The organism is Agrobacterium sp. SORGH_AS_0440, assembly GCF_031453135.1.
Lineage (GTDB): Bacteria > Pseudomonadota > Alphaproteobacteria > Rhizobiales > Rhizobiaceae > Agrobacterium > Agrobacterium pusense.
In genome coordinates, this window is sequence record NZ_JAVIYR010000002.1 from 1,889,040 (window position 1) to 1,915,884 (window position 26,845).

The following is a 26,845-nucleotide window of genomic DNA, read 5'->3' on the forward strand; positions in this document are numbered from 1 at the left end:
TGGTAACTAAATACCCAATCTGGGTAAATAGTTCACTTTGCCGCGGCTCTCCGCATATACGTGGTAAACAGAACGGGATAATTGTCCTTTTCCCCAGCGGGAGCCGGGATTTCCTCGGTTTTCTCAAAAACGACGGGATCGATCTCCGGGAAAAAAGTGTCGCCATCGAGCTTTGCCGCGACGTGGGTGACGGAAAGTTGATCGGCGAAGGGCATGGCCTGACGGTAGATCTCTCCACCACCGGCCACGAAGACCTCATCCACGCGGAGTTCCGCAGCCTTGCTTTTGGCGAGCTTCAAGGCCTCCTCCAGTGAGGAGACGACATCGACACCCTGCGGCCGGTAATCGGCATTACGACTGACGATGATATGCGGGCGGCCGGGCAACGGACGCTCGCCGACGGATAAAAACGTCTTGCGGCCCATGATGAGCGGCTTGCCCATCGTCATCGCCTTGAAGCGCTTGAGGTCGGTGGAAAGCTTCCACGGCATGTCGAGGTCACGGCCGATGACGCCGTTCTCAGACACTGCGACGATGATGATGATACGCGGCTCGGTCATACCGCGATCGGTGCCTTGATGCTTGAATCGGCCTCGTAGTTTTCCAGCGTAAAGTCTTCGAACTTAAAGCCGAAAAGGTCCTTAACATCAGGATTGAGGCGCATCGTCGGCAAGGCCTTCGGCGTGCGAGTCATCTGCAGCCGCGCCTGTTCGAAATGGTTGGCATAGATATGCGCATCGCCGAGCGTGTGGACGAAATCGCCCGGTTTCAGACCAACCACCTGCGCGACCATCAGAGTCAAAAGAGCATAGGACGCGATGTTGAACGGCACGCCGAGGAAAATATCGGCGGAACGCTGGTAAAGCTGGCAGGAGAGCTTTCCGTCAGCAACATAGAACTGGAACAGGCAGTGGCAGGGCGGCAGCGCCATCTCGTCCACCAGCGCCGGGTTCCAGGCGGAGACAATATGACGGCGCGAGTTCGGGTTGGTTTTCAGGCCCTCGATCAGAAGCGCGATCTGGTCGATGTGGCGTCCGTCCGGCGCGGGCCAGGACCGCCACTGTGCGCCATAGACCGGGCCTAGATCGCCGTTCTCATCGGCCCATTCATCCCAGATGGAAACGCCGTTTTCCTTGAGATAGGCGATATTGGTATCGCCGTTCAGAAACCACAGGAGTTCATGGATAATGGACCGCAGATGCAGCTTCTTGGTGGTGAGGACCGGAAACCCCTCTGCAAGGTCGAAACGCATCTGGTAACCGAACACCGAGCGCGTGCCGGTGCCGGTGCGGTCTCCGCGGTCGGAGCCGGTTTCCATCACATGCCGGAGAAGATCGAGATATTGTTTCATGCGTTCTGCCGCCGATTCCCTGATATCAGGCAGATATAATAGCACAGGGCGGCAGAACCAATCACCGGGGAAACGCTTATCCCCGTTTTTCCGGGAAAATCAGAGCGACTGAAGCTTTCCGAGTTCCTTGGCGACCAGGTAATAAAAGGTCACGCGCGATTTTGAGCGGTCGGCGGCCATGGCTTTCGCAACGGCATCGATTGCCTTGTCGGCGCTGTCATCGGTGACACCGAGCTTCTTGCCGCACCAGCTAGCCTTCACACGTGCAAGCTCTTCCGGATCGGACGCGGACACCAGCGAGGAATCCCGGTTGCGCAGGGCAATGCCGAGATGTTTGACGATCTTGCCGACAACGGCTTCGTCGGCTGCTGCATCGTATTTCTTCACATCTGCGAGATAGTCAGTCATGTCCACTCCTTCGTGTGTCCCCGGCCCGGTGTTGCTTCTAATGACCGGTTGCAGGGAGAATGAGACAGCAATCCCTCGTCGTCAAGAATTGTCTAAATTGCCGGCGTCAAACACGAAACCTTTTCATCGAATTGTCATCTCCCCCCTTTTCTCAGCCGGTCGAAACGCCTATATGAGCCTTGCCGGGGCAACCCGGCTATGGCGATAAACGGTCGGTGTAATAAACCTATTGGACCCGGGGGCGGTACCCGGCGCCTCCACCAAAAACCGGCGGCTTTAAGATGAAAGGCCGGCTTTTGATGGGGGCGAAATAGGATCGACAAGGGTGTAAAGATCGAACTTTTGCTCGGCATGATACCGCCGTTATCGGGTCACAAGTGTAGTTGCAAACGACAACAACGCTAAGGAATACGCTCTCGCTGCCTAATGGCGGTGCGGGAATTCCGCTCTAAAGCCCTCACGGTTAGCCCCGTGAGGCGGGGTTCGGAGGTACCTGGCAACAGAAACCTCCACCTTCTCCATTTTGCCTGAATTGGTTATATGATAGCTGACTTGCGGACAGCATCGGCTTTTCCATTGCTGCCGTTCGGGACATTGCGTATACTTGAGCAAAGCGTAACCATCCGGATCGGAATTGATCCCGGCTCAAGGATTACGCAGAGATTCAAAGTGTTACAGCGTCCTTGGTACCCAAGGCGCGCCGTGCATGAAAAAGACGTTCGAATAAGGGAAAGACAGGACCGCATGGGGCAGGATCATATCCGTTACGACATTCTCGCACAGGATGCCCTTCGCGGCGTTATTCGTAAGGTATTGGGCGAAGTGGCCGCCACCGGCCGTCTGCCCGGCGACCACCATTTCTTCATTACCTTCTTGACCGGTGCACCCGGTGTGCGGATTTCGCAGCACCTCAAGGCGAAATATGCCGAGCAGATGACCATTGTCATCCAGCATCAATTCTGGGACCTGAAGGTCACCGAAACCGGCTTCGAAATCGGTCTCTCCTTCTCCGATACACCGGAAAAGCTCGTCATTCCCTATAATGCCATCCGCGGTTTCTACGATCCTTCCGTGAATTTCGAACTTGAGTTCGATGTCCCCCTGGCGGACGAGGAAGAAGCGGAAGACGCGGAAATCACCGCATATCCGGTGTCGCACGAGGCGAAGGCGGCTTCCGCTTCCGAAACGCCCAAGGCCGGCGAGGAAAAGAAGGAAGGCTCCGTCGTCTCGCTGGATGCTTTCCGCAAGAAGCAATAACGCCTGCCTGAGCGCGAAACCCGAGGAGACGTATCCGCATGGCCGCCGATATCGTCAATCTGCGCCAGTTCCGGAAGCAGAAGGCCCGCAGCGAAAAAGAAAAACAGGCGGAGCAGAACCGCCTGTCCTTCGGACGCACCAAAGCCGAAAAGAACCTCACATCAGCCCTGAACGAAAAGGCCGAAAAGGCACTTGACCAAAGCCGGCTCGAAAACGACGCTCACGGGCCCCGGAAGGACTGAGACCGACCTGCCTAGGGACAGACAGGGCCAGCAAATCGGAAAAGAATCGTAAAACAGGGGCTTGCCGGCAAAACATGATTCAGATTTCCAGCCAAAGACCGATCTGATGATCCGCAAGCATTCCACGACGTTGCACGGCCACCGGACCAGTATTTCGCTTGAGGACGCCTTTTGGGACGAGCTGAAAATCATCGCGGAAAGACGCAAGATCAGCTTCGCGGCCCTGCTGGCCGAAATCGATGACAACCGCCCCTCCGACAGCAATCTGTCTTCGTCGCTACGCGTTTATGTGCTGAACTGGCTCAAGACCCGATAAATTCACGATGGAGTCACCCGGCGACGCCAGCCCCGCAATTTATATTCGCCGACTACAAAACATTCCCGCCGAAAACTGGTAACGCTGCGAAAGTATTCATTAAACATTCGCGGACTAATCTGCGCTGCAAGGCATTCCCGTATTGCGTAGCCTTGTTTCCAGCCTTTGTCCGAAACCTCCCCGTCCAGACATCCCCCGATGGGGATACCCATGGTTTCTCCGGGAGCAGCAAAGCTTTCTCCCCTTCATTCACTGCCTCTTCAACCGTTTCGGACCTGAAAATCCGGATTGCGGGGTGGCGACCGGAGCCTGTCCAGACCGCGGACATGGAACCGAAGCAGAGATGAAAAGCGACGCCGAGCCCTTTTCGGAAAATTACGGATTGGCGGGAGCATTTTCCGGGGCGAGTTCCCGGATTGCATTTTCCGTCGGTGGCACCACCAGAACCGGCGCTGACTGCGGCTGCGGCACGGGCTGCTGCTGTTGCTGCTGCAACCGTTCCTGCTGTTCCTTTTCCTGCCGCAGACGTTCTTCGGCAGCAGCCTTCAGCCGTGCTTCTTCCTCTGCCTTCGCCTTGGCTTCCGCCTCCGCCCGTTCCTTTTCCGCCTGCCGCTCAGCCGCCCGAAAACGATAAAGCGCCACTTCGCGGCGCAGGCGTTGCTTTTCAAGAACGCTTGCCTGCATTGCCTCCACCCTGCGCCGCTCCTTTTCGAAGGCCCGCAGGGACAGGTAGTTGGTGAGCGCCGAAACGTCGGTTGTCAGGGCTGGCGCAGCAAGCGGACCGTTGTAATTCAGGCGCAAAGACGGTTCGGCGCCGGCAACCGTTTCGGTGCCGGGATTGAACAGGAGATCGAAGTCGCCATTCACCGTGAAAGCAGCAAGATCAACCATCGCATCGGCTGTCAGCGTCAATGGATCGATCGCCGCCCGCAAATTCTGGAAATGCAGCGCACCACCATTTACCGAGAACGGCAGGGATACATCGCCGAGCCCGATCTCGCCCTGCCACAGGCTCTGGTCCACCAGCGGCCGAACTTTCGGAGCATCGATCGGCTGCTGCAACCCATCCGCCGCCTGCAGGATTGGCGGCAGGGCACCGGGATTGAGCCCCTTCAGCACCAGCCCGCTGGCCCGGATTTCACCCGAGCCACCCGCTGATTTCAGCATTTCATCAACGCTTTTGCCGGTCGATTCTGCCGTGAGATCAATGGCCACGCGGCCGGTCGCAACCGGACCGTTCGCATTCGCCCAAAGGATCGGCTCCGGATTGGCGTCGGTTACCGCGATCTTGGTGCGGAAAATGCCCGCCCCCTCGCCCGTGGACATCGCAAACCGTCCCGCAATCTTGCCGCCCATGAAGCCGCCGGTGATGTCGTCGAGTGCGAGACTGCCCGAATCATGCGTTACCTTGGCCGTCAAACCCGTGACCGTGCCGAAAGGTCCAGCCTCGAAGCTTTCCGCCTTGAGCGACAGAGACGCCTTGAGCTGCGGGAAGGCCGGCATGGCCAGCGGCTTGGCATTGAGGCCCCCGGTTTCCGGATCGATCACCGGACCATAGATTGCGTCGCCAAGCCAGGCGAGATCGGCGGTCCGGACTGAGAGATCGCCGCTGACGGAATGGGGCGCGGCGCGTTCGAACGTCAGATTGCCGGAGAAGGGATTACCGCCTGCCTGTCCGCCGACAGAAGAAAGCGCAATTTTTTGTCCATCCACCACAACCTTCGCATTGGCCTTCACCGCCATGCCCCCACCGAGCTGCGGCAGCCCAACGGCATTCATGATGAGATAGGGCTCGATATCAGCGCTTTCGAGAACGACATCGGCGCTGCCCTCACCGAAATTGGCAGCTGAAACGGCAAAGGAGCCGTTCGCCGAAAAATGTGTGCGTTCCGTCGAGAAGCGGATATCGGTCTGTGCCGGCGCGCCGAGCGTGCCATTGAGCTTGACGGACAGGAGGCCCTCGCCGTCAGCGTCGAAGGGCAACGGGTCAAGCCCGGCCTGGCCGAACAGGATGGCCGTCGACTGGTTTTTCAAGACAGCTTCCAGTGACATGGCCGTGTCATCGGTGATCGACAGGAAATCCGGCATCTTGGCGACGGCGGACAGCCGGCTGCCGTTAACGGTACCGGAGACGGCAACATTGGCGCCGCCGTTTTCGCTGTTGACCGAGACATCCATTGCAAGGTCGGAATTGGCGTACCATGGCGCGCTGGCCGCCAGGCGGCTGAGGAAGGGATGAGCAGGCAGTTTCTGCTGCAGCATCGTAAAGAAGGGCTGCATATCCGCTGCGTGCAGGTTCACCGTGCCTTTGCCCGCATATTTCAGCAACGACCCCTGCAATTCGCCTCTTGCCCTGACCTCTGCACCGGCGATATCGCCGGCCGTCATATTTTCCAGCGAAAGAACCCCGCCCGCCATCGTGAAGGCGGTCTCGACATGATTGGCGGTCACCCCGGCTATGTTGAACCGGTCGGCCTTGAACTTCGCAGTAATGCGGTGGTCGAGAACCGAGCTTCCGACCTGATCGCCAAGCGCCAGACTGCCGAGTGCCTTCAGCGCGTCCAGGTCGATTTCGTTGCCCGCAAGATCGATCGAAAGATTGGAGGTCTTGCCGTCCGAGCGCCGTTCCAGCTCGCCTTTCAGCGACGCGTCGCCGATGGCGAGCTCCAGATTGTCGAAGCGCTGGTTCAGCGTCGTCAACGAGACATCGGCAGAAAAGCCGGCGGCGTTGAGTTGCCGGATGGCCGGATCGACGGAGCCGGAAAGCCAGTTCGCCAGCCCCGAGGGCTGGTTGGACGCAACGAGCATATTGCCGTTGAAGGCCGGACCACCAAGAAGGGTCAACGATCCCTTGGCCTCCAGCTGGGTTCTTCCTGGCAACGTCGCCACCGCATTCACCACCTGCCAGCCGCTGCCCTGCGGCCGAACATCCAGCCGGATGTCACGAATGGTCGTGTCGTCGGAAACTAGGGCGGGAAGGCTGATGCTCGCCTTACCCGGCACCGGCGGTACGGGAATGCGCGCCACCATGGCGGCAAAGGCCTCGATGCGCTGGCGCACGGAAACAGTGGGCTGGCGCGAGGTCTTGCCCGTCTGCACCACAGGCGGCGCAAAACGTGCGACATCAATCTGCTGGCCATCGGCCGTCAGCAGGAATTCGGGCTTGGCGCCGGTATCGAGCGTCGCCTCTCCGGTCACGACATAGGGATTTTCGTTACCGCCGAGTTCCATGCGGTAGCTCGGTATACGCACGCTCTCATTGGTCAGTTCAAAACTGCCGCGGGTGCGCGGCGAGGAGAAGAGTGATTGCCCGGCCTGTTTCGGCTTTTCGTCTTCCCTGAAACTGAAAGAAAAGGAACCGCTATAGGCGGGCTTTCCCGCCGCTGCGGCGATGACGCCATCCAGATCGACCTCGACGGGATGCTCATCCGGCACGACACGAACGCGAAGGCCCATGCGGCCATTGGCATAATCAGGTTCGCTGCTTGAGAGGGAGAAAGAGCCGGGATGCCCGTCGACGGCAGCCCGCCCGTCCGCCTTCCATGGTCCGGCCAGCGAATTGGCGGACATATCGGCGGTAAGACCGGTGATCAGGCGGTTGCGGCCCGATTGCTCGTCGATGAACTCGATCTGGCCGCCCTCAATCTGGACGCTTTCCAGAACCACGGTTCGGGCGGGAATTTCCGCGCGGCTGCCACGCATCCAGTCCAGCGTGCCGTCTTTCAGCAGCCTGATCTTCGCCTTGGGTTCCTCGATGCGCATGTCAAAGATGCGCGCCTCGCCGGAAAGGAAGGGCGCGAGCTCGGCGTCCATGGAAAAACGCGCGACCTGGATGAGCGGCGATCCATCGGCATCCGTCCCGGCCCGGACATCATGCAACGTTACCGAAGGGAACGGCAGGATGCGGGCCTCGACGCGGCCATGCACCACAACCTTCTTGCCGAGAATACGGCTCGCCTGGTCCTCGAAATCACGGCGGAAATCCGTCCAGTCGACGAAATAGGGAATAAGCAGCGCCGAAAACAGCACCACCGCCAGCAGTCCGCCCAGAAAAACCAGAATACGCCCGAGCACTGACCTGCATCTCCCTTCACGAACGCTGCAAACCTATTCTTTTTTGCCTTAACGGCAAGCAGCCTTTTGTACCAATCAAATGTGAGAACGATCAGACAAGACGGAACAACTTGCCCGGATTGAAAATGTTGTCCGGGTCGAGCGACATTTTGATGGCGCGCATCACATCCAATGCATTGCCGGCTTCTTCGGCGAGGAAACTCATCTTGCCCTGTCCTATGCCGTGTTCGCCGGTGCAGGTGCCGTCCATGGCGATGGCGCGGCGGTTGAGACGGGCAACGAAGGCTTCGGTTTTCGCTACGCTTTCCGCATCTTTTCCATCGAACAGAATAAGGACATGAAAGTTCCCGTCGCCGGCATGGCCGACGATCGGTGCGAGAAAGCCGTTTTCCTGGATATCCAGCTGCGTTTCAACCACGCAATCCGCGAGCCTCGAAATCGGTACACAGACATCGGTGGAAAGCCCGTCGAGATGGGGCGCAAGCGCCCGCGAGGCCCAATAGGCGTCATGCCGCGCCTTCCAGAGCTTGTTGCGTTCGGCGGCATCGCTTGTCCAGCGGAAGTCGATGCTTCCGCATTCAGCCGCGATTTCTGCGAACTGCTGCGATTGTAGCGCCGCCGTTTCCTCGGTGCCGTGGAACTCCACGAAAAGTGTCGGCTTCTCCGCATAGTTCAGGCCGGAATAGGCATTGCAGGCCCGAACCTGGACCTCGTCGAGCAATTCGATACGGGCAACCGGAACCCCCATCTGGATCGTCATGATGACGGCATCGCAGGCCGCCTTGATGCTGTCGAATGTGCAGACGCCGCCGGCGATCTTTTCCGGTATGCCCTGCAGCCGCAGCGTCACAGAAGTGATGACGCCGAGCGTCCCCTCGGCCCCCACGAAAAGCCGCGTCAGGTCATAGCCGGCAGACGACTTGCGAGCGCGGCGCGCGGTGCGGATTTCCTCGCCGTTGGCGACGACGGCGGTAACGGCGAGCACATTGTCCTTCATCGTGCCGTAACGCACGGCATTGGTGCCGGAAGCGCGTGTCGAGGCCATGCCGCCGATCGAGGCATTGGCGCCGGGATCGATCGGGAAGAACAGGCCGGTATCGCGCAGATAGACATTGAGGTCCTCGCGCGTCACGCCCGGCTCCACCGTCACATCAAGATCTTCGGCATTCACCTCAATGATGCGATTCATCCGGCTGAAATCGATGCAGATTCCGCCGCTGGGCGCATTCACCTGCCCTTCCAGCGAAGACCCCGTCCCAAACGGAATCACCGGCACCTTATATTGCGAGCAGACCTTCACGACGGCCTTCACATCATCAGCACTCTCGGCAAAAACGACGCCGTCAGGCGCCTGGAGCGTCAGATAGGTGGTGGTGTGGCCGTGCTGCTCCCGAAACGCCTGTCCGGTCTGGAGCCTGTCGCCGAGTTGCTGCTTCAGAACGGCGAGCGCAGACGCAATGCCCTCTTCGTTACGCTTTCCCGCCACCACATCTTTCAACGCCATCGTCCGTCTCCACCGCAACATCAGCCCGTAAAGGATTCGATCCGTTACGAAATTCCGTCAGGTGGTATGGGATAAGGTTAACGCTTTGTCCAGCCGCGCAATGGCGCCAGACGGCAAGGCGGCAACCGTTTTTATTCCGCAGCAAGCAGCGGCTTGTCCTCTTCCAGCGCCTTGCGGCGGGCGGCAAGTTCCAGTTCGCGGTGAAGGCGGATTTCCTCATCCGCTTGCGGTTTGGCGAAGCGGGCGATCAGCAGGTAGGAGACCGGTGTGATGTAAAGCGTCACCAGCGTCGCGAAGCCCAGTCCGCCGACGATGACCCAGCCGAGCGCGATGCGCGCCTCGGCGCCGGCTCCCTGCGCCAGAACCAGCGGCACGCCGCCAAGGATGGTCGCGATCATCGTCATCATGACAGGACGCAGACGGATGCTGGTGGCTTTTTCGATAGCTTCCCGCACGGTCGCACCCTGATCGCGCAGATGGTTGGCGAATTCAACAATCAGGATACCGTTCTTCGCCATGACGCCAACGAGCAGCACGAGGCCGATCTGGCTGTAGACATTGAGGCTGGAGCCGGTGACGAGCAGCGCGATGACGGCACAGGCAAGGCCGAGCGGCACCGTTGACATGATGATGATCGAACTCAGCACGCTTTCGAACTGCGCGGCAAGCACGAGGAAGATGATGGCAATCGCGAAACCGAAGGTCAGCAGCATGCCGCTCGAATTCTCCTCCAGTGTCGCAGCCTCGCCCAGCGGCAGCAAGCGTGCACCGGGCGGCAGGACGGATTGCGAGAGCTCGTTCACCTTTTGCAGCGCCTCGCCCAGCGAAACGCCGTCCTTGAGGTTGGCAGTAAAGCCGACGGAAGGAAGCTGCTGTTCGCGGTTGAGCTGCGGCGCAACCGCATTTTCCTTGAGCGACGCGATGACCGACATCGGCACGATCTTGCCGTCGCCCGTCTTCAGGAAGACATTCTCAAGATCGGTCGGATCATTGATCGGCCGGGTGGAGGACAGGAGCCGCACCGGGATCGCATCGCCATCCACGAAGACGTCGACAATCGAGCGCCCTTCCAGCAGCGACTGCATGGCGCGAGAGAGGCCGGTGATGTCGATCCCGAGATCAGACGCGCGCTCACGGTCGATGGAGACCGAAATCTGCGCCTGATTGGGTTCGTTGTCGAAACGTGGCGTATCAAACAGGCCGCTTTCTTCCATGGAAAGCAGCAATTTCTGCGTCGCCTCTGTCAGCGCCGCATAATTGCTGCCGACCATCGCCATCTGCAATCCGTTGCCGGCGCCGCGAATGCGGAGGCTGTTCGGCTGCATCGCGTTGCCCCGCAACGCCGGAACCTTGTTGGCGGCAGAGGTGACATCGGCAGCGATCTGGTTCTGAGTGCGATCTCGGTCGGCCCAGGGCGCCAGCGTCAGCACCATGAAGCCGGTATTGGACGAGCCGTTCATGCCAGTGATGGAGTAGATGTTACGGATTTCCCCGCTGTCGCGAAGCGGCTGCAGGTTTTCTTCGATCCGCTGCAACTGGTCGCGGGTATATTCGAGGCTGACGCCCTGCGGCGCGGTGACCCGCATCATGATAGAGGCGCGGTCCTCGCGCGGCGTCAATTCACTCTGGATCATGCCGAAGGCGATCCACGACAGGCCGGAAAAGATGAGCGCAACGACGATGACGATGAGGGGGTTGTTGAGGCAGGCGGACAGCGTCGACTTGTATGTGGAGGCAAAGACATTACCGAACCAGGCGAGCGGCCCAGTCGGCTCCTTCAGCCCCTCCTTCAGCATGCGCGAAGCAAGCATCGGGCACAGCGTCAGTGCCACGATGGAGGACAAACCCACCGCGAAGGCCAGGACAAAACCGAATTCACGGAACAGGCCGCCAAGCTGACCCGGCAGGAAAGAAAGCGGAATGAACACGGCAGCCAGCGTCGCCGTCGTCGCGATGACGGCGAAAAACACCTCCTGGGTGCCGAGAACGGCAGCGGCCCGGGGCCCCATGCCTTCCGCCCGGCGGCGCACGATATTTTCCAGCACAACGATGGCGTCATCGACCACCAGACCAGTTGCCAGAACGATGGCGAGCAGTGTGAGGATATTGACGGAGAAGCCGACCATATAAATGGCGACGATGGTGCCAATCAGCGCCACCGGCATGGTGATCGCCGGAATGAGGGTGGCGCGCCAGTCGCGCAGGAAGAGATAAAGCACCACAACGACGATGATCGCCGAGAGCCCGAGCGCCAGTTCGACCTCGTGCAGCGCGCCTTCGATGAAGACGGCATCGTCACTGGTCACGACGACACGCGTGCCCTCCGGCAGATTGGCCGACATGGCGTCGACGGCGGCTTTCACACCGGTCGAGATACTGAGCGTGTTTGACTGTGCCTGACGGATGATGCCAAGACCGACGCCCTGAACGCCGTTCGAGCGCAGCGACGTAGATTCGTCGTCCGCCCCCAGCATGACGGTCGCCACGTCCCTGAGGCGGATATTGTTCTTGATGAGAAGATTGGAAAAATCCTCGGGCTTTGTCAGGCTCGCGGTGGCGCGCACGACGATATCCTGCGTCGTGCTTTTCAGCGAACCCGCCGGGACATCGAGGGCAGCGCTTGCAAGCGCGTTGGAAACATCGGTCACCGTCAAACCGCGGCTGGCGAGTGCCGCCTGGTTGAGGTCTACTCGAAAGACCTTTTCCTGATCGCCGTAAAGTTCCACGTCCGCCACACCATCGACGGCGGCCAGGCGGTCGATGATCTCGTCATCCACCAGCTTGGTCAGGTCTTCCATGCTGAGCGTGGAGGATGTAACGGCAAGACGCATGATCGGCTGGCTGTCGGAATCCGCCTTGATGATCTGCGGCTCGTCGGCATCGTCGGGCAACTGGTTGGTGACGCGGCCAATGGCGTCGCGCACATCATTGGCCGCAACGGCCATGTCGACATTGTCGCCGAATTCCATCGTCACGCGGCTGGTGCCGAATTGTGAGTTGGACGCGATGGATTTGATGCCGCTGACACGCGCCACCGCACCTTCGATGGTCTGTGTTACCTCCTGATCGATCGTTTCAGGCGCGGCACCTTCATACGTGGTCCTGACGCTGATCGTCGGCCGGTCGACGTCGGGCAGTTCGCGCACTTCGACGCCGACCAGAGCGGCGAGGCCGGCAACGACCAGCAGCGTGTTAAGGACCGCTGCCAGAATTGGCCGACGCACGAACAATGCGGTAAAGGCGAGCTTGGAATCCTGACCGGAAGGCGGCTGGGTCGTCATTGGCTGGCAACCTCCTCGGGCTTGGGCTGGTTGCCGACCCGCACCGCCCCGCCTTCGCGCACGCGCTGCAGGCCCTCAATCACGACAGGTTCGCCTTCCGCCAGTTCAGCCTTGACGAGAACGGCATCCGGGTTGCGCTGCACGATCTGCACCCGCACCTTGTTGGATTTATTGTCAGCCACACGCCAGACATAGGAGCCTTCCGCATCCCACTGCACGGCCAGCGGATCAACCGAGGCATAAGTTTCCCCGGCGAAGCGCATGGTGACGCCGAATGACATGCCCGCCCTCAGCTCATCCTTCTCATTTCCGAACTTCGCCCGGATGCGGATGGTGCGGCTCGCCTCGTCGACACGGTTGTCGACGGCCTCGATCTCCCCCTTGAAAGTCTCACCCGGGCGCGAAATCGACGTGGCCTCCACCGGCATGCCGATCTTGATCGCAGTCGCGAAACGCTCGGGAGCCCAGAAATTGACGAGAATTTCAGACCGGTCGTCAATGCTGACAATGGTGGACTGCGTCGTGACATTGTCACCGATATTGGCGGCGACGATACCGGCCACGCCTTCGATGGGCGCGACGATATCACGCCGCTTGAGATTGAGTTCGGCGGTGCTCAGCGCAAGCTTGGCGGCTTCTTCGGCAATCTGGGCATCCAGCACGTCGAGGCGGGAAACGGATTTCAGGTTCTTGTAGGAATTGGATTTTTCGACGGCGCTGCGCAGCGCCACCTGCGCCTTGTCGCGTTCGATCACCTGCTCCTCGTCATCGAGCCGCGCCAGCACCTGCCCCTTCACGACGCGTGCACCGGACGATGTACGAATTTCAGAAAGCGTGCCGGAAACCTGCGGCATGACGACGACGGACTGGATCGCCTCGCCATTGCCGATGGCGTTCAACCGGTCGTTGACCGTGCCTTTCTTCACAGGGGCGGTCACAACCAGTGTGGCGTTATTGTTGCGGCGTGCGCCACCCGCATTCTGTCCCGTCGGCGCGCCGGCCGCCGGTCCGCCGGCTGCGGCGACTTCGACCGAAGCAGCGGGTGCTTTGACCAGCCCGATGCTGGCGAGCATATTGCGGGCGTCGGGCGAATAGACGCCCCAGAGACAGAGACCTGCCCCCACCACGGCCAGACTGACACCCACCTGTTTCCAGACCCGCATATAGTTCTCCGGTTGATCATCGCAGCATAAGAAAGCCCCTGAAGCTCAGGCTTCGGGACATCAGCAGTATTCCCCGTCGTTTAAAACGAGGCAACGCACAAATACGTTTCTTACGTAATTGTAATTTGTGATGGATTCTCGTCGAACACACCATAAACGCTATATTATCGCAAATATTGTTCAGCGCGGTAGTCTGTCAGCACGAAATGAGCCGGAGGAAGCCATGAGCACCGTCACGAAAACACAAAATCCCGAAGCCGATCCGCGCGTGAAAGCGGTGTTCGATGATATCCGCACCACCCGCAAATCGGACTTCATCAACAATATGTGGCTTTACCTCGCCTTTGATCCTGATCTTCTGGAAAAGACATGGGCCGAGGTCAAGGCGGTGATGGCGACACCCTCGGCGCTCGACCCTCTGGTGAAGGAAATGCTTTACATCGCAGTGTCCGTCACCAATGGCTGCTCCTATTGTGCCCATTCCCATACGGCGGCCGCGAAAGCCAAGGGCATGACGAATGAACAGCATGCCGATCTGATGCGGATTATCGCGCTCGCCGCCAAGACCAACCAGCTTGCAGTGGCCCTTCAAGTGCCTGTCGATGCCGCTTTTGATGCCGACCAGAGGGCATGAACCCGAAATAATGCCTTGGAATAGGCATTTTGAGCAGCGATACCGGAATAAAAGCAGAACACGGTTCTGGCCTTTATATCCCGAATCACTACATTGGGCCGCATGAGCAACAGTTTTGACGATATGCCGTTCTTCGATGAGGAACCCGTGGCGCCGCGCAGGGCGACGAACAATGCCCCTTCGGAAAACGGCGGCGGGCTTGGCATTGCCGCCCGCGCCATGGCTGCGCGCGATCAAACGCGTGCCGCACCCGATTATCTTTCCGGCCTCAACCCGGAACAGCGCGATGCCGTGGAAACGCTGGACGGGCCGGTTCTCGTCCTCGCCGGCGCCGGCACCGGCAAGACCCGTGTTCTGACAACCCGCATTGCCCATATTCTCGCAACGGGCCGGGCCTATCCCAGCCAGATCCTTGCCGTGACCTTCACCAACAAGGCCGCCCGCGAGATGAAGGAACGCATCGGCGTTCTCGTCGGCGGCGCGGTCGAGGGCATGCCCTGGCTCGGCACGTTCCACTCCATCGGCGTCAAGCTGTTGCGTCGTCACGCCGAACTCGTCGGCCTGAAGTCGGATTTCACCATTCTCGATACGGATGACGTGGTGCGGCTGATCAAGCAGCTCATCCAGGCAGAAGGTCTCGATGACAAGCGCTGGCCGGCCAAACAGTTCGCCGGCATGATCGACGGCTGGAAGAACAAGGGCCTGACGCCGCCGGATATTCCGGAGGGTGACAGCCGCGCCTTCGCCAATGGCAAGGGCCGCGAGCTCTATACCGCCTATCAGAACCGGCTGAAAACGCTGAACGCCTGCGATTTCGGCGATCTGCTGCTGCACCCGATCAGCATCTTCCGCCGCCACGCCGACATTCTGAAGGAGTACCACCAGAAGTTCCGTTACATTCTGGTGGACGAATATCAGGACACCAACACAGCGCAATATATGTGGCTGCGGCTGCTTGCGCAGCGCGCCAAGGGCGAGCCGCAAAACGTCTGCTGTGTGGGTGACGACGACCAGTCGATCTATGGCTGGCGCGGCGCGGAAGTGGACAATATCCTGCGCTTCGACAAGGATTTTCCCGGCGCCAAGGTCATCAAGCTCGAACGCAATTACCGCTCCACCGAGCATATTCTCGGCGCGGCCGGCCACCTCATCGCGCATAATGAGGGACGCCTCGGCAAGACGCTGTTTACCGAACGCAGCAGCCCTGACGACGAAAAGGTCGTGGTGCATGCTGCCTGGGATTCGGAGGAGGAAGCCCGCGCAGTCGGCGAAGAGATCGAGCAGCTTCAGCGCAAAGGTAATATGCTGAACGACATGGCGATCCTCGTCCGCGCCTCCTTCCAGATGCGCGAATTCGAAGACCGTTTTGTCACGCTCGGCCTCAATTACCGCGTCATCGGCGGCCCGCGCTTTTATGAGCGCCTCGAAATCCGCGATGCCATGGCCTATTTTCGCCTCGTCTGCCAGCCGGCCGACGATCTCGCCTTCGAGCGGATCGTCAATACGCCCAAGCGCGGCCTTGGCGATACGACGATCCGCAACCTGCACGACTATGCGCGTGCCCGCGACATTCCGATGCTGGCGGCGGCGGCCGACATCATCGAAACCGACGAGCTGAAACCGAAGGCCCGCAAGGCGCTGTTCGATGTGGTGCAGGATTTCCGCCGCTGGCAGGGTCTGCTCGAAAACACCGAGCACACCACGCTTGCCGAGCAGATTCTCGACGAAAGCGGCTATACCGCCATGTGGCAGGCCGACAAGACGGCCGAAGCGCCCGGACGCCTTGAGAACCTGAAGGAACTCATCCGCTCGATGGAAGCCTTTGAAAGCATGCGCGGTTTCCTCGAGCATGTCGCCCTCGTCATGGATGCCGAGCAGAACGAAAATCTCGATGCCGTCTCCATCATGACGCTGCATTCCGCCAAGGGTCTGGAATTCGACACCGTCTTCCTGCCCGGCTGGGAAGAAGGCCTGTTTCCGCACCAGCGGGCGCTGGATGAAGGCGGCCGCTCCGGTCTGGAGGAAGAACGTCGTCTTGCCTATGTCGGCATTACGCGTGCCAAGAAACTCTGCCATATCTGGTTCGTCTCGAACCGGCGCATTCACGGGCTGTGGCAATCCACCCTGCCCTCGCGCTTTCTGGATGAACTGCCGCCCGCCCATGTCGATGTCGCAGCATCCGACAGCAATTACGGCGGTTATGGCGGGCGTGGTGGCTACGGACAATCGCGTTTCGACAAGGCAGATCCCTTTGCGAACACCTATTCCACCCCGGGCTGGAAGCGTGCGCAGCAGAACCGTAGCGATGCCACCCGCGACAACTGGGGCACGCGCTCCGGCCATGCGGTAGAACGAATCGGTTATGGCGAAAGCGGCCCGCGCACCCGCACTATTGATGGGGAACTGGTGGCCAAATCCGTGGCCGACACGCCGTCAAAATTCTTCGTCGGCGACCGCGTCTTCCACATCAAGTTCGGCAACGGCAATATCGCTGCCATCGAGGGGAACAAGCTCACCATCGACTTCGACCGCGCCGGCCAGAAGCGCGTGCTGGATGGATTTGTGGAAAAGGTTTGATTCAACAACTATGAGTGCCTGAAGGCCGCTTTTCCCATAGCCCACGTCACGCCATTGCAATAAAGGAGTTGCAATGGGATGTGAGAACCGGGTGAGGACTGCTTTGCATATATTGCCGAAAAGCCAGCGCAAGCTTGCGGTTTTCCTGATCAACATGGACGGCGCCACCAAGCGCCTCGCGGATATGACCGCGCGCCTTGATGCCATGGGTCTCAAGGCGGAGCGCATCCCAGGCGTCAATGGCAGGGAGCTGAATTATCCAATCCCGGAATTCAGCGAAATTTCCTATATGCTGATGCATGGCCGCCGCACGTCACCTCCGGAAATCGGTTGCTATCTCAGCCATGTCGCCTGCGCCCGAAAATTCATGGAAGGCGATGCCGATATCTCGCTCATCCTCGAGGATGACGTGATCTTCGATGATGATTTTCTAAATGCGATTGATGAGGCGGCGCTGAATGGCTCAGACTGGGACTTGCTGCGTCTCACGACGGTCAGCAATGGCCGGAAATTTCCGTTCCGTCCGCTCTCGAACGGGCGCTCGCTCGCCATTGCGCTGACACGCGAAAAAGGCTCAGGCGCCTATCTCGTCAACCGTCGCGCCGGGCAATGGATATCGAAGCTCATCCCGATGCGGCTCGCCTACGATATCGCCTTCGATCTTGAATATCTCTCCGGCTTGAAGGCCGCCTTCATCTATCCGCTCTGCGCCACACAGGATGCGGATGGTGAAAGCCAGATCCAGAACAATCTGCGCATTTACCGCCTGCCGCGCTGGCGGTATTTCACTGTCCTGCCCTATCGGGCCTATCTGGAAACCAGCCGGTTCCTGCTGCGCGGTATTCGCTTCGCGGTCGCCAGGGCGCGCGTTGCAATGGAACGCGGCAAGGGCAACGCCGCCCCAGCCGGTCATTGATCGCTCCGTCTTACACTTCGCCGGGCGTGAAGCCGATGAGATAAATTGCCGCCACAACGGCTCCGACAATAAAAATCGAGACGACGAAAATCGTCATCCGGTTCAACGGTTTGCGTGTCGTTTTCTTCATGCTGCAATAATGCGTGGCCACATCGCTTGTTCCGCAACGCACAGGATAATCCCGTCCAAATCCGCCAGCTCTCGCAATTCGATTCCGATTCAGGCGCAGATGGGCTAAAGCTCGTGTCCATCTTCAGCTTTTCCGATCCGACATGACAGACACGACGCATCCACGCCTGAATCCGCTGCATCTCGCCGCCGCCTTCGCCAGCGGTTGTCTCTTGACGCTGATGGTGCATTTCAACGGACAGCTGGCCCATTACGGCAACGCGCTGTTTTCTTCCTGGACGGCGCACGGCACCGGCACGGTGGCGGCGCTGGTCTATCTGGCTATCATGCGTTCGAAGAAAGACCTTTCGGCCCCGGCAAAACCGAAAGCGCCGCTCTGGGCCTATTGCGGCGGCGTTGTGGGTGCCGCGATCGTCATCCTCACCTCCACCGCCGTCAATTCACCGCTTGCGCTTTCGGGAACCATTGCGCTCGGACTTGGTGGACAGGTCATCTTCAGCCTTCTGGCTGATATTTTCGGTCTGTTCGAACTGCCCAGAAGAAAGCCGGACCTTCGGGACATGGCGGCAGTGGCGCTCATTCTGTGCGGCAGCGCACTCATCATCCTTGTCGGGAGAACGGCATGATCGTCTGGATCGCCATGGCCTTTACCGGCGGCGTCTTCGTGGCGCTGAGCCGCCAGATCAACGGCCGGCTCAGCCTGTCAAACTCGCCGCTCATCGCGTCTTTCTGGAACCACATCGTCGGCTTTGCCGTACTGACCGTGATCGGACTCGTTGTCGGCGGCCTCATTCCACCGGGTGCGGCCGATGCACCCTGGCTTGCCTTTATCGGCGGCCCCATCGGCGTCGTCTTCATCGCTTCGGGAAGCTGGCTCATCCCCCGCATCGGCGCGGTCAACACCGCGCTTCTGGTCATAAGCGGCCAGATGGTCTCAGGTGTGATGCTCGATCTTTTCAGCGATCATCCGCCGAAAATCTGGGCCAGCGCTCTCGGCATCCTGCTCATTCTGGCCGGCATGGTGCTGACGCAGCGGCGCAGCCGTTAAATATTCGCGCAATCACGAGTCGCTGCCGCGCGAGAACATGCCGAGCAGCGTCTTGCCGCCGCTTTTACCACCGCTGCTCGCGAGCGTCGGGCGGTTGCCGTTCAGCTTCGGCACGACCACCATGCGCTTGACCTCACCGCGCTTGAAGGCCGCGAGGAAGCGGGAATAGTCGCGGAACACGACGCAGCCATTGGACTCGCCGCGTTTCGCTAGCATGTATGTATGGGCAAGAAGCCCGTCGCGGCCGTGCGGATTGACACCATTTTCCGGCGTCAGGCGAATGGCTTCAACGCCGTGGAAGCGCGCCTCGCGCATTGTCAGCTTGTAGCTTGAAGGCGGTGTGGACCCGCGCATCTTGACGTGAACATAATCGGGATTGTCGCGCATCTTGCCAATACCGGAATGCGCTTCCAGTTTCTCGCCATTCGGCATGTGCACCACACCGGAAGAAATATCGTAGATCGCCGTGCCATTGCCACGGTCAGGCCACGGAACCGCATCCATCTTGCTTGGCTCACGCATCGGATTATCCGGTTTCGCGAAGGCCAGCATGGCGCCGGTGCTCTGTTTCGGCGCCTGCGGCGCCCGCAGCGGAACGGGCGCATCGAAAGCAGGCGCAGAGGCGACAGCGGGAACGCGCTCATCCGCCTTGGCAGTTGCCGCAGGACGCGGTGACGGCTCGACCGTTTGAGCTGTCGCGACATCAGGTCTGAAGCTTGGCAGCGGCACGTCGTCGGGGAGCAGACTGCTTGCCTCTTCCTCGACCTGCGGTCGGGCCAGCGCCACTTCGAATGCCGGATGCTGCGGAACGGCGCTCTGATAGGCAACCTCGGAGGTGCGTCCAAGCGCCGAATCGACGATCGCGGAAGGCTGAAGCGCGGCAAGTTCCTTGACGGTCGCCTGTCCTTTGGCGTTTGCCGCCGCGCCAAATCGTTCGCCGAATTCTTTCGCGCCGATCTCCGGCATGATGCCGGCAAGGCGGACGGCCTTCTGCTGGCCGTGACTGTGGTCGCTCAGGCGCGAAAACTTGCGGACGTGAATATCACGCGCCGCCGTGCGGGCAATCGCCGCCTCGGCGGTATCCAGCCTTGCCACAAGCGTCTTTTCAAATTGTCCGACGCCATGCGAGGCGGCGGCCATGCTGTGCAGCGAAGCGAAAGCGGCAAAGGCAAAAAGGCCGGCAAAGGCACCGCCACCAAGAAGCGCCGACATTCGCCCGAACGAGAAGGATTTGCCTCTCTTGAGGGAATGCGAACCGGCAAGACCGGCGCCGTTATAGGCCGCAGCAGAAAACGCCATGATACTCGTTACTCGAACCGTTCACGCATACCCGGCCGACGCCGGAGGGATTTTGGGACATCCGAAGAACGGGCGAACACCGGGCCGCTTTCGGAACTGACTGGTTCGAAGCATGACGAATTATGGTAACCAAAGTGTTTACGAGTCCCTGCAAAAATATTTCGTTAAGGTCTGCGCATTGTGGGGCTAAGGCAAAACAATGACTTACGCGGATACCGGGTGCTTGTGCACCGCGTGGTCCCGGGGAAGCGCCCTAATGGCGTCATTGGCCTTGAAAAATTTCCGCCGTATTGTCAGGTAATTTCCGACTTTGCCGGAAATTTGCTGGAAATGCGGCAGGAGTGCGACATGAAAGGTCGCTGCTCCCCACCACAGCACATGCCGGGCAGGCGGAAAAAGGCTTGATCCCCCAGGAGCAGCTTGGCATCCTGCCCGGAAAAGGGAGGCCATCATGAAGGCGTTGCTGCTCATCGATATTCAGAACGGTTTCTGCCCGGGCGGCAATCTGGCCGTTGCCGATGGAGACAAGGTTGTGCCCACTGCCAATGCCCTGATCGACAATGGCGGCTACGACCTCATCGTCGCCTCGCAGGACTGGCACCCGGAAAACCACGGCAGTTTCGCCTCGCAGCATCCCGGCAAGAAACCCTTCGACATGGGCGAACTCTCCGGCAAACCGCAGATGATGTGGCCCGACCATTGCGTGCAGGGCACGGCGGATGCGGAATTCCACCCGGATCTGAAGACGGAAGCTTTCGACTACATTCAGCAGAAAGGCGAAAACCCCGCTGTCGACAGCTATTCCGCCTTTCGCGACAATGACCAGGGCGCGACGACGGGGCTTTCCGATTATCTGACCCGACAGGGCGTGACGCAACTCGATGTCTGTGGCCTCGCCACCGATTATTGCGTCAGTTTTTCGGTGCTCGATGCGCTGGACATGCTGCCCGGCGTCAAGGTCCGCTTCATCGAAGATGCCAGCCGCGGCATCGACCCGCAGGGTATAAAAGCCGCTATTGCGACGATGCGTGAAAAAGGCGCGATCATTCTTAAAAGCCGCGACATATTGGGCGATTAAAGGGAGCTGCGCCTACCAGTTTACCGATTGCCGTGCTCGCCACAGGAGCCCTTTTGATAGGCCTCTGCGCAGTGGGTGCATCAGCGCGGCTTCGGTTTCTCCAGCACGTCTATATCCCCCGCCGCGTCCTCAAGACGTCTCAGAATCGCCGCCTGCGCATCGCGAAGCCCCTGATTGTAGAACACATATCCCAATTCCTCCGCCAGAAAATCCACGAAGATTTCCGCCTGCAGAAGGCCGATTTCAGCTTCGGCTTCCCGGGCAAGATAGTCCCGGACACGTGCGGCCAACGCGGCCTTCTCCTGCTTCTCCAGCATCGATCTTCCATGGTCTGATTATTTAGCGGCGTCGGAAGACGGCGACGAGACCGTCAGCCGGCACCATACCGTAACGGAAGCTTCAAGTTAATCAATCGATCCATTCATGCAATTCGTTTGCCAGTCGGACGGGACGGCGATAGAGCGGCGGCAAGGAGTTCCAGAGATGTTCAATAAAGATTTTCGCGAGGGATTGAAGGGCGGTTTCCCGATCGCCCTCTCCGCCGCCCCTTTCGGTGCGCTGTTCGGCGCGGTCGCGGTCGATAACGGGCTGAGCGTCACCGAAGCCACGATCATGAGCGGCACCGTCTACGCCGGCGCAAGCCAGCTCGTCGGTATCGAACTGTTCGGCCAGAAGGTTGCCCCCTGGCTGATCGTTCTTTCCGTGTTCGCCGTCAATTTCCGCCATATCCTCTATTCCGCCGCCATTGCCCGAATGATCTCGAACTGGTCATTCCTGCAGAAGGCCGCGGGTTTCTTCGTGCTGGTGGATCCGCAATTCGCCGAATCGGTGAGGAAATACGAAAATACCGGCACGGTGGGCTTTTCCTGGTACATGGGCTTTGCGGCACCCGTTTATGTGCTGTGGCTGGCCATGACCATTCTCGGCGCATCGCTCGGCAATATGATCGGCGACCCGAAAGCCATCGGTCTCGATGTCCTGCTCCCGATCTATTTCATGGGCATGGTGCTGAGCTTCCGTCAGCGAGAAAATTTCTACCCTGTCATGCTGGCAAGTGCAGTCGGCGCAACGATTGCCTATCACATCGTCGGTTCGCCGTGGCATGTCAGTCTCGGCGCCGTCGCCGGAATTCTCGTCGCGGTCCTCTATCCGCCGAAACCGAATGGCGCGACGAATTCTGAGAATGGGGTGGAAACGCCATGAGTAACGTTCTGCACGCAGACACGATTTTCCTGATCGCACTCGCCGCCATCGCCACCTATCTCACCCGCATCGGCGGTTATGTGTTGATGACGCGGATGAAATCCATCCCGCCGCGGATGGAGGCGGGCCTGAACGCCGTTCCCGTGGCGGTTCTCACCACACTCGTCGCACCCGCCTTTTTTGAAGGCGGATACGAGGTGAAGATCGGCATGGTGGGCGCCCTTCTGGTCTGCCTGCGCTTTCCCGGCCTGACGATGCTCGCCGTCGGCTGGGCCATCGTCATCGCCATCCGGCATTTCGGGCTGCTTTAAGCAACCCGCTCCAATGGCTTGGTCGCCGCAACGAGCCACGCCTTGACTTCTTCGTCGGTTATCAGGGGAGAAACCTTCTCCAGCACGCCTGCGTGGTAGGCATTTAGCCAGTTGAGCTCCTCGTCAGTTAAAAGTGCGGTGACCACCAGCCGTCGGTCAATGGGGCACCATGTCAGCGTCTCGAAAGAGAACATCGGCTGGTCGCCTCCGGCCACCTCCTCCGCCTCGCGCACATAGATAAGGTTTTCGATACGGATGCCGAAGGCGCCGGGACGATAATAACCCGGCTCGTTCGACAGGATCATGCCGGGCAAAAGCTCCTGTGTCGACAGCCGCGAAATGCGCTGCGGCCCCTCATGCACCGAAAGATAGGAACCGACACCGTGGCCGGTGCCGTGGGCATAATCCGCGCCAGCTTTCCAGAGAGCGATGCGCGCCAGCGGATCGAGATCGCAACCGCGCGTTCCCTTTGGAAACCGTGCGGTGCTTATGCCGATCATGCCCTTCAGGACCAGCGTGAAGAAGCGCTTCTGCTCCTCCGGAACGGTGCCGATAGCAACGGTGCGGGTGATGTCCGTGGTGCCGTTGACATATTGCGCACCGGAATCGACGAGGAACATCTCACCATTGGCAAGTGTTCGATCCGTATCTGTCGTGACGCGGTAATGGATGATGGCGGCATGTGCGCCGGCCCCGGAAATCGTGTCGAAAGAGACATCCTTGAGCGGGTTTTGCAGCCCCTGCCCCACCTTGACGCGAGCCGCCTCCAGCGCCTTGACGGCGTCGATTTCCGTCACCGTGCCGGGCTGCTGGCGATCCAGCCAGCAGAGATATTCGACCATGGCCGCTCCATCCTGCACATGGGCGGCGGCGGAACCGGCAAGCTCAGCTCTGTTCTTGCGCGCGCGCGGCAGACGGACTGGATCGGCTTCCTCGATCAGGGAGCCGCCCGCTGCGGTAATTGCGCCGGTCAGCGCCACTGGCGTCAGATCGGCGTCCACCATCACCCGGCCCTTGGCGCTGGCAATGGCGTGCAGGCGATCCGCGATCTTCGACGGCGGCAACTGTGTCGCGAGCTGCGCCAGATAGGCCTCGGCCTCGATGCCGGTCTTGCGCTTGTCGAGAAAAATATCGGCCCTGCCATCTGCATAAATGATCGCGCGGGCGAGCGGGTGCGGCGTATGCGGCACGTCGTTGCCCCGAATATTGAAAATCCAGGCGATTGACGAAGGGTCGGTCACCAGCAGTGCATCCGCCCCCTTTGCGGAAACGGTTTCCGCCAGTGAGGCAATCTTCTCCTTCGCCAGTTTGCCGGTAAATGCCTCTGACTGGATGACGACGGGCTCCAGCGGTTCGGAGGGACGATCCTGCCACAGCGCATCGAGCGGGTTCTTTTCCAGAAGAACGATTGAACCGCCCTTGCCGGCGATCGCCTTTTCCAGCCGCTTCAATTCGGCGCCGGTGTGCAGCCACGGATCGATACCAAGCCGGAAACCCTTTGGAGCATGTTCGGCAAGCCAGACGGAAGGTGGCGCACCGACCAGATCACCACCAGTGAACACTGTCTGGTCAACCTGCGAGCTTAGCTGCGTCGTATAGCGCCCATCGACGAATACCACCGCTTCCGTCCGCGTTACCAGTGCAATGCCGGCGGAACCGGTAAATCCGGTCAACCATGAGAGGCGCTCGGCGCACTCAGGCACATATTCTCCCTGATATTCATCGGCGCGCGGCACCAGAAACCCATCGATACCGAGGGCATCGAAACCGGCGCGCAGCGCCTCGACGCGAGCCTTGCCGAATTGCGGCGCGGATTTGTTTTCGAAGGTCTGGAACATGGGCATCTTTCGGGAACTGTCATGGAGAAAACTGTTTGTCGGCACCATCAAATCGTTGGCGCGCAACGACAATGCCACGCGGACAAAGCCGGTTTCAAGCCATAAGTGATGCCCGGGATTGCGGTGATAAATTGGGCATATTTTGCGAAATAAGTAATACTGAAGGCTTAGCGATATGCAAAAAATGCATTCCTACCCTGAGATATACCCTCTAACCAAACAAAAACACATCGCTTATATCAAGATCAACACAGCGAGAGAAACACTCTCCTGGCAAACAAGGATTTGAAGCAATGGCAAAATCTTTCCTCCGCACAGCCTTCGATCGCGTCGTTGAAGCACGCGAGCGTCAGGTCAGCCGTCATGTCAACGCCGCCCTTCTGAACCTCGACGACAAGTCGCTCGAAGCGCTCGGCATGAACCGCGCCGATCTGCGTCGCAAGGCAAAGTCCAGCTACGTATTCTGATTTTATCCGGCGCGGCATTCCTCCCTACCCCGCGTCCGGACAGGAATACGTCTACCCGCTTGAGCAAGCTCCTCCCAGGCTCGCGGGTTTTCAGGCGGCGCGAAAGCGCCGCCTTTTTCTTCTGTCCGCAATAAATGTTGCGAGAGCTTCAGTCCTTGCGAAGATGCAGCGTCACCCAGCCATTGCGCCAGATGGTGCGGACATGGGAAAGCCTTGCGCCATTATAGGCGGAAAGCACCTTCCAGCGCTGTGACGCCAGAATGCCCGACAGGATGACAGTGCCGCCGGGTGCCAGATGCGTGACGAGCTGCGGCGCCATCTTGATGAGTGGCCGCGCGAGAATATTGGCGATGATGAGATCGAACGGGCCATGCTTGCGGAAGGCGTCCGAGTGAAAACCCGGCGCCGTCTCCAGCACCATGCCCGAAACAATGCCGTTAAGCCGGACATTTTCCTTCGCCACCCTCACAGCGACGGGATCGATGTCCGTCGCAAGCACGGGAATAGGACGCATCTTGCGCACGGCGATGGCCAGAACGCCGCTGCCAGTGCCGAGATCGAGCGCGTTGCGCACGGGCCGCGCCCGCAGAACCTCTTCGATCATTTCGAGGCACCCCGCCGTCGTGCCATGATGGCCGGTGCCGAACGCCTGTCCCGCCTCGATTTCGATGGCCAGATCGTTCGGCCGCACCTTGTCGCGATCATGAGCGCCGTGAACAATGAAACGCCCTGCCCGGACAGGCTTCAAACCTTCAAGCGATTTGGCGATCCAGTCGACATCAGGAACAATCTCCTTCTCGATGACAAGGCCCGGAAAGGCCGGCGCAAGCAGCGTACTGATGCGCTCGCGAAATTCCTCTTCCTGCTCCGCCATCAAATAGACAGAGGCTTCCCAGATGTCACGCTTCTCGTCCACCTCGGTCGTGGCGATCGCAACATCCTCCTCGCCGAAATAGTCCGACATCAAATCGAGAATTTCACCGGCCTTGATTTCGGTCGTGGTGACGTAAAGTCGGATTTCGCTCACGGCAGGCTGTTTCCTCTGGCTTCGGCTGTTCAATCTGCCTTTGCCACAAAACCGCACTCAGTCCAATAAGCCGAACGCAATTAAACCTTCGCGCCCTTTAGCAGGTTCTGAAGCTTCTGCTCGGCAACATCGGGATTTTCACCATAGGCGATCGTTCCCGCAAAACGGCCATTGGCATCGAGAAGGATAACGGATGCCGTGTGATCCATGGTGTAATCGCCGTTCGGGTCCTTCTCATCCACCGGCACTTTTTTGGCATAGATGCGATAGCCTTTCAGCGTCTCGGCAATCTTGTCGGCCGGTCCGGTAATGCCGGTGATCCGCTTCGACACGTTGGACACATACTGCTGCATGATTTCAGGCGTATCACGCTCGGGATCGACGGAAACGAAATAGGCCTGCAGCTTGTCGCCGGCCGGATCCACCTTCTCCATCCAGCCATTCAGCTCGAACAGGGTCGTCGGGCAGACTTCCGGGCAATGGGTGAAACCGAAGAACAGCGCTGTCGGCTTGCCCTGAAAGGCTTTTTCGGTAATCGGCTGACCCGTTTGAGCCGTCAGTTCGAACGGCACGCCATAGGCGGTCTCCACCATCTGCTCGCGGGTCTTCGTCATTTCGATCGTCAGCCAGCTGACGACGCCGGCTAGAACGAGCACGACCGCCCACAATACGATGCGAATATTTCTCATTGTCCAATCCTACCCCGAAAGCCGGCGCCGTGT

At 59.6% G+C, this 26,845-nt stretch carries 24 protein-coding genes and 1 other RNA gene; 13 read left to right on the forward strand and 12 right to left on the reverse strand.

From position 1 onward, the window contains the following. Positions 1-32: 32 nt before the first annotated feature. From QE453_RS18620 to QE453_RS18630, 3 genes are all read right to left on the reverse strand, one after another. Positions 33-560 (reverse strand): dihydrofolate reductase, encoded by a 528-nt coding sequence (locus QE453_RS18620; RefSeq protein ID WP_309777648.1) that lies wholly within the window; start codon positions 558-560, stop codon positions 33-35. Beyond that, positions 557-1,351 carry a thymidylate synthase gene (locus tag QE453_RS18625; RefSeq protein ID WP_004442739.1) on the reverse strand — a complete coding sequence of 265 codons (795 nt, stop codon included), beginning with the start codon at positions 1,349-1,351 and terminating at the stop codon, positions 557-559. The genes QE453_RS18620 and QE453_RS18625 overlap by 4 nt, the downstream gene beginning before the upstream one ends. A gap of 99 nt (positions 1,352-1,450) precedes the next feature. Then, positions 1,451-1,759, reverse strand: coding sequence for a DUF2853 family protein (locus QE453_RS18630; RefSeq protein WP_004442740.1), 309 nt, complete (start codon positions 1,757-1,759; stop codon positions 1,451-1,453). A 142-nt stretch (positions 1,760-1,901) separates the two neighbouring features. Here QE453_RS18630 and ssrA point away from each other — a divergent pair. The 4 genes from ssrA (at position 1,902) to QE453_RS18650 (ending at position 3,574) form a co-directional block, all read left to right on the forward strand. Beyond that, positions 1,902-2,273: a transfer-messenger RNA gene (ssrA, locus tag QE453_RS18635) on the forward strand. A gap of 230 nt (positions 2,274-2,503) precedes the next feature. Then, the gene (locus QE453_RS18640; protein ID WP_309777650.1) at positions 2,504-3,016 is read left to right on the forward strand and encodes an SspB family protein; all 513 of its coding nucleotides are present in this window, start codon (positions 2,504-2,506) and stop codon (positions 3,014-3,016) included. A 38-nt stretch (positions 3,017-3,054) separates the two neighbouring features. After that, a complete protein-coding gene (locus QE453_RS18645) occupies positions 3,055-3,258 on the forward strand; it encodes a DUF4169 family protein (RefSeq protein ID WP_107339257.1) in 204 nt (67 codons plus the stop codon). A gap of 106 nt (positions 3,259-3,364) precedes the next feature. Next, positions 3,365-3,574, forward strand: coding sequence for a ribbon-helix-helix domain-containing protein (locus QE453_RS18650; RefSeq protein WP_035209777.1), 210 nt, complete (start codon positions 3,365-3,367; stop codon positions 3,572-3,574). 375 nt (positions 3,575-3,949) lie between these two features. On the opposite strand, the gene QE453_RS18655 is transcribed toward QE453_RS18650, so the two are convergent. The 4 genes from QE453_RS18655 to QE453_RS18670 all read right to left on the reverse strand — a co-directional run bounded on the left by QE453_RS18655 (position 3,950) and on the right by QE453_RS18670 (position 13,596). Further along, a complete protein-coding gene (locus QE453_RS18655; protein WP_309777652.1) occupies positions 3,950-7,648 on the reverse strand; it encodes an AsmA-like C-terminal region-containing protein in 3,699 nt (1,232 codons plus the stop codon). Positions 7,649-7,739: 91 nt separating this feature from the next. Beyond that, positions 7,740-9,152, reverse strand: a complete 1,413-nt coding sequence (locus QE453_RS18660) for an FAD-binding oxidoreductase (RefSeq protein ID WP_022556576.1) — start codon at positions 9,150-9,152, stop codon at positions 7,740-7,742. Between the two features lie 131 nt (positions 9,153-9,283). Further along, positions 9,284-12,433 (reverse strand): efflux RND transporter permease subunit, encoded by a 3,150-nt coding sequence (locus QE453_RS18665; RefSeq protein WP_022556577.1) that lies wholly within the window; start codon positions 12,431-12,433, stop codon positions 9,284-9,286. Then, positions 12,430-13,596, reverse strand: coding sequence for an efflux RND transporter periplasmic adaptor subunit (locus tag QE453_RS18670; protein ID WP_037089914.1), 1,167 nt, complete (start codon positions 13,594-13,596; stop codon positions 12,430-12,432). The genes QE453_RS18665 and QE453_RS18670 overlap by 4 nt, the downstream gene beginning before the upstream one ends. A gap of 223 nt (positions 13,597-13,819) precedes the next feature. On the opposite strand from QE453_RS18670, the gene QE453_RS18675 reads away from it, so the two are divergent. The 5 genes from QE453_RS18675 (at position 13,820) to QE453_RS18695 (ending at position 18,900) form a co-directional block, all read left to right on the forward strand. Further along, a complete protein-coding gene (locus tag QE453_RS18675; RefSeq protein ID WP_004442748.1) occupies positions 13,820-14,230 on the forward strand; it encodes a carboxymuconolactone decarboxylase family protein in 411 nt (136 codons plus the stop codon). Between the two features lie 102 nt (positions 14,231-14,332). Further along, positions 14,333-16,807 (forward strand): UvrD-helicase domain-containing protein, encoded by a 2,475-nt coding sequence (locus tag QE453_RS18680; RefSeq protein ID WP_309777656.1) that lies wholly within the window; start codon positions 14,333-14,335, stop codon positions 16,805-16,807. Positions 16,808-16,910: 103 nt separating this feature from the next. Further along, on the forward strand, positions 16,911-17,723 hold the full coding sequence (locus QE453_RS18685; protein ID WP_034498809.1) for a glycosyltransferase family 25 protein: 813 nt from the start codon (positions 16,911-16,913) through the stop codon (positions 17,721-17,723). A 272-nt stretch (positions 17,724-17,995) separates the two neighbouring features. Continuing rightward, the gene (locus QE453_RS18690) at positions 17,996-18,478 is read left to right on the forward strand and encodes a DMT family transporter (RefSeq protein WP_045531899.1); all 483 of its coding nucleotides are present in this window, start codon (positions 17,996-17,998) and stop codon (positions 18,476-18,478) included. Next, positions 18,475-18,900: a DMT family transporter gene (locus tag QE453_RS18695; protein ID WP_022556583.1), complete on the forward strand. Its 426-nt coding sequence runs from the start codon at positions 18,475-18,477 to the stop codon at positions 18,898-18,900. The genes QE453_RS18690 and QE453_RS18695 overlap by 4 nt, the downstream gene beginning before the upstream one ends. Positions 18,901-18,912: 12 nt before the next feature. Here QE453_RS18695 and QE453_RS18700 read toward each other — a convergent pair whose 3' ends face one another. Beyond that, positions 18,913-20,199 (reverse strand): DUF2778 domain-containing protein, encoded by a 1,287-nt coding sequence (locus QE453_RS18700; protein WP_045531901.1) that lies wholly within the window; start codon positions 20,197-20,199, stop codon positions 18,913-18,915. 451 nt (positions 20,200-20,650) lie between these two features. Between QE453_RS18700 and pncA the strand changes: the two genes are divergently transcribed. Further along, the gene (pncA, locus tag QE453_RS18705; RefSeq protein ID WP_112553893.1) at positions 20,651-21,277 is read left to right on the forward strand and encodes a bifunctional nicotinamidase/pyrazinamidase; all 627 of its coding nucleotides are present in this window, start codon (positions 20,651-20,653) and stop codon (positions 21,275-21,277) included. Positions 21,278-21,357: 80 nt separating this feature from the next. Here pncA and QE453_RS18710 read toward each other — a convergent pair whose 3' ends face one another. Further along, a complete protein-coding gene (locus QE453_RS18710) occupies positions 21,358-21,594 on the reverse strand; it encodes a DUF2164 domain-containing protein (protein WP_006697775.1) in 237 nt (78 codons plus the stop codon). A gap of 166 nt (positions 21,595-21,760) precedes the next feature. Here QE453_RS18710 and QE453_RS18715 point away from each other — a divergent pair, with 166 nt between their 5' ends. Further along, on the forward strand, positions 21,761-22,480 hold the full coding sequence (locus QE453_RS18715; protein ID WP_309777659.1) for an AzlC family ABC transporter permease: 720 nt from the start codon (positions 21,761-21,763) through the stop codon (positions 22,478-22,480). After that, positions 22,477-22,791, forward strand: a complete 315-nt coding sequence (locus QE453_RS18720; RefSeq protein WP_006697773.1) for an AzlD family protein — start codon at positions 22,477-22,479, stop codon at positions 22,789-22,791. Before QE453_RS18715 ends, QE453_RS18720 begins: the two co-directional genes overlap by 4 nt. Here QE453_RS18720 and QE453_RS18725 read toward each other — a convergent pair. Further along, a complete protein-coding gene (locus QE453_RS18725) occupies positions 22,788-24,629 on the reverse strand; it encodes an aminopeptidase P family protein (protein WP_309777660.1) in 1,842 nt (613 codons plus the stop codon). The genes QE453_RS18720 and QE453_RS18725 overlap by 4 nt on opposite strands. A gap of 293 nt (positions 24,630-24,922) precedes the next feature. Here QE453_RS18725 and QE453_RS18730 point away from each other — a divergent pair, with 293 nt between their 5' ends. Then, entirely contained in the window at positions 24,923-25,096 is a 174-nt protein-coding gene (locus QE453_RS18730; protein WP_003522343.1) for a hypothetical protein, read from the forward strand. Positions 25,097-25,244: 148 nt separating this feature from the next. On the opposite strand, the gene QE453_RS18735 is transcribed toward QE453_RS18730, so the two are convergent. Further along, entirely contained in the window at positions 25,245-26,123 is an 879-nt protein-coding gene (locus QE453_RS18735; RefSeq protein ID WP_004442762.1) for a 50S ribosomal protein L11 methyltransferase, read from the reverse strand. 80 nt (positions 26,124-26,203) lie between these two features. Further along, a complete protein-coding gene (gene sco, locus QE453_RS18740; RefSeq protein ID WP_022556589.1) occupies positions 26,204-26,812 on the reverse strand; it encodes a cytochrome oxidase assembly protein Sco in 609 nt (202 codons plus the stop codon). Between the last annotated feature and the right edge of the window lie 33 nt (positions 26,813-26,845).

Excerpts from the sequence above, each read along its gene's own strand:
- QE453_RS18660 (WP_022556576.1), bottom strand. The coding sequence starts at position 9,152 with ATGGCGTTGAAAGATGTGGTGGCGGGAAAGCGTAACGAAGAGGGCATT.
- QE453_RS18690 (WP_045531899.1), top strand. The coding sequence starts at position 17,996 with ATGACAGACACGACGCATCCACGCCTGAATCCGCTGCATCTCGCCGCC.
- QE453_RS18725 (WP_309777660.1), bottom strand. The coding sequence starts at position 24,629 with ATGTTCCAGACCTTCGAAAACAAATCCGCGCCGCAATTCGGCAAGGCT.
- QE453_RS18720 (WP_006697773.1), top strand. The coding sequence starts at position 22,477 with ATGAGTAACGTTCTGCACGCAGACACGATTTTCCTGATCGCACTCGCC.
- QE453_RS18640 (WP_309777650.1), top strand. The coding sequence starts at position 2,504 with ATGGGGCAGGATCATATCCGTTACGACATTCTCGCACAGGATGCCCTT.
- pncA (WP_112553893.1), top strand. The coding sequence starts at position 20,651 with ATGAAGGCGTTGCTGCTCATCGATATTCAGAACGGTTTCTGCCCGGGC.
- QE453_RS18665 (WP_022556577.1), bottom strand. The coding sequence starts at position 12,433 with ATGACGACCCAGCCGCCTTCCGGTCAGGATTCCAAGCTCGCCTTTACC.
- QE453_RS18625 (WP_004442739.1), bottom strand. The coding sequence starts at position 1,351 with ATGAAACAATATCTCGATCTTCTCCGGCATGTGATGGAAACCGGCTCC.
- QE453_RS18695 (WP_022556583.1), top strand. The coding sequence starts at position 18,475 with ATGATCGTCTGGATCGCCATGGCCTTTACCGGCGGCGTCTTCGTGGCG.
- QE453_RS18700 (WP_045531901.1), bottom strand. The coding sequence starts at position 20,199 with ATGGCGTTTTCTGCTGCGGCCTATAACGGCGCCGGTCTTGCCGGTTCG.
- QE453_RS18645 (WP_107339257.1), top strand. The coding sequence starts at position 3,055 with ATGGCCGCCGATATCGTCAATCTGCGCCAGTTCCGGAAGCAGAAGGCC.
- QE453_RS18630 (WP_004442740.1), bottom strand. The coding sequence starts at position 1,759 with ATGACTGACTATCTCGCAGATGTGAAGAAATACGATGCAGCAGCCGAC.
- QE453_RS18680 (WP_309777656.1), top strand. The coding sequence starts at position 14,333 with ATGAGCAACAGTTTTGACGATATGCCGTTCTTCGATGAGGAACCCGTG.
- QE453_RS18670 (WP_037089914.1), bottom strand. The coding sequence starts at position 13,596 with ATGCGGGTCTGGAAACAGGTGGGTGTCAGTCTGGCCGTGGTGGGGGCA.
- QE453_RS18730 (WP_003522343.1), top strand. The coding sequence starts at position 24,923 with ATGGCAAAATCTTTCCTCCGCACAGCCTTCGATCGCGTCGTTGAAGCA.
- sco (WP_022556589.1), bottom strand. The coding sequence starts at position 26,812 with ATGAGAAATATTCGCATCGTATTGTGGGCGGTCGTGCTCGTTCTAGCC.
- QE453_RS18715 (WP_309777659.1), top strand. The coding sequence starts at position 21,761 with ATGTTCAATAAAGATTTTCGCGAGGGATTGAAGGGCGGTTTCCCGATC.
- QE453_RS18710 (WP_006697775.1), bottom strand. The coding sequence starts at position 21,594 with ATGCTGGAGAAGCAGGAGAAGGCCGCGTTGGCCGCACGTGTCCGGGAC.
- QE453_RS18675 (WP_004442748.1), top strand. The coding sequence starts at position 13,820 with ATGAGCACCGTCACGAAAACACAAAATCCCGAAGCCGATCCGCGCGTG.
- QE453_RS18620 (WP_309777648.1), bottom strand. The coding sequence starts at position 560 with ATGACCGAGCCGCGTATCATCATCATCGTCGCAGTGTCTGAGAACGGC.
- QE453_RS18650 (WP_035209777.1), top strand. The coding sequence starts at position 3,365 with ATGATCCGCAAGCATTCCACGACGTTGCACGGCCACCGGACCAGTATT.